Raw genomic sequence first — 201 nt, 5'->3', positions numbered from 1 at the left:
TGAAGGACGTGCTAATCTGCGAAAAGCGCCGGCGAGGTGATATGAACCCTTGACCCGGCGATGTCCGAATGGGGAAACCCGGTGCACTACGGTGCATCATCGTTTGATGAATACATAGTCAAACGAGGCGAACCGGGGGAACTGAAACATCTAAGTACCCCGAGGAAAAGAAATCAACCGAGATTCCCCCAGTAGCGGCGA

Annotated in this window: 1 rRNA gene; it reads left to right on the top strand. The window is 53.2% G+C overall.

What is annotated here, in order from left to right:
* Nucleotides 1-201 (top strand): 23S ribosomal RNA (locus tag OGV83_RS00110); the annotation flags it as partial.

It is taken from the genome of Citrobacter sp. CK189, assembly GCF_030333505.1.
In the GTDB taxonomy this organism is placed as follows: Bacteria; Pseudomonadota; Gammaproteobacteria; order Enterobacterales; family Enterobacteriaceae; genus Citrobacter_B; species Citrobacter_B koseri.
The sequence above is the reverse complement of the archived record's forward strand: the minus strand, read 5'-3'. Positions and strand labels throughout refer to the sequence as shown.